The sequence below is a fragment of the Collinsella aerofaciens genome (assembly GCF_040915425.1).
GTDB lineage: Bacteria > Actinomycetota > Coriobacteriia > Coriobacteriales > Coriobacteriaceae > Collinsella > Collinsella aerofaciens_BW.
In genome coordinates, this window is sequence record NZ_JBCPDN010000128.1 from 1 (window position 1) to 1,264 (window position 1,264).

Consider the following 1,264-nt stretch of genomic DNA (forward strand, 5'->3'; position numbering starts at 1 on the left):
GGTACCTGTGCCCGCGCCGGAAGATCTCCTTCGACGGCTTCGTGAGCTTCGAGGGGCACCGCTACGGCGTGCCCTACTGGTACGTCCGCCGCGAGTGCAGGGTGAACCGGGAGGGGCGCGTGGTGCACATATACAGCGACGACCTCTCCCGCGAGCTCGTCGCCCACGCCGTCGGCACCGGCGCCGACAGCTGGTGCGAGGGGCAGTGGGAGACATCGCCGGCGCAGCCCGAGGAGCTGCCGACCCAGCCGGTGGGGACCGTGGTCGAGCAAATCGCCCCGCCCAGGACGAAACCCGGTTTCGAGAGGTTCGACTTCGGGAGGGCCGAATGATGGCGGGCGCGGGGGCGAGCCCCTACGAGCTCGCGAGCGACGCCGCGTCGAGGCTCGGGATCGCCGTCGGGGCGGAGGAGCTCGCGACCCTCGCCTCGGACCTCGACCTCGGCGACGGGGAGATGGCCGCCGTGGCAGCCACCTTCTCCTACCTTGCGGAGAAGAGGAGGCTCGCCTCCATCGAGACGCTGCTGAGGCTGAGCAGGCTGCCCAGGCGCGAGCCCAAGACCTTCGAGGGCTTCGACTTCTCCAGGATCCAGGGCCGGGACGCGGCCGCGCTGGGCAAGCTCCCGTCGCTGGCCGACCTCTACGCGCACCGCAACGTCGCCTTCGTCGGGCCCGGCGGCATAGGGAAGACGCACCTCGCGCAGGCCTACGGGCGCGAGTGCTGCATGCGGGGGCTCAAGACCTACTACATAAAGGCGACCGAGCTCAGGGACAGGTTCCAGAAGGCCGTCCAGCGGGGAAACACCTCGCGGGTCGTCTCCTCGCTCGTCAAGCCGTCGTGCCTCATCGTTGACGAGGTGGGAAGATGCGTCTACGACAGGCCGTGCACCGACCTGTTCTTCGATGTCGTCGACAGGCGCTACGAGAAGGAGGGGCCGAACGCGATGGTCCTCACGAGCAACATCGCCCCGAGCGGGTGGGATGAGTTCTTCACGGGCGACGACACGCTCCTCTGCGCCCTCGACAGGCTGTTCGACAAGGCGTCGGTGTTCGTGATGCGGGGCCCGAGCTACCGCGGCAGGGGGCTCGACACCTACTCGGTGGAGGCCGTCCCCCAGGCGGTGAAGGTGAGGGGGATCCAGCCCGAGGGGATGTAGGGAAGCGATAGGAAAGACATAGATGCGGGCGTGTTGGCTAAAATGGGTCGGCCGGGATTGGTCAATCTCGGCCGACTATATTTGGCTAAAATAATCCGACGCTAACAC

General features: G+C 67.4%; 2 protein-coding genes. Both read left to right on the forward strand.

Annotated features, from left to right (window positions below; translation table 11 throughout):
* On the forward strand, positions 1-332 hold a 332-nt coding region (locus AB5164_RS10180; RefSeq protein ID WP_438265630.1), incomplete at its 5' end, for a Mu transposase domain-containing protein.
* Positions 329-1,156: an ATP-binding protein gene (locus tag AB5164_RS10185; protein ID WP_006234068.1), complete on the forward strand. Its 828-nt coding sequence runs from the start codon at positions 329-331 to the stop codon at positions 1,154-1,156. The genes AB5164_RS10180 and AB5164_RS10185, both read left to right, overlap by 4 nt.
* The last annotated feature ends 108 nt before the right edge of the window (positions 1,157-1,264 follow it).

Bases quoted from the DNA above. Each gene is read 5' to 3' on its own strand.
- AB5164_RS10185 (WP_006234068.1), top strand. From the start codon at position 329: ATGATGGCGGGCGCGGGGGCGAGCCCCTACGAGCTCGCGAGCGACGCC.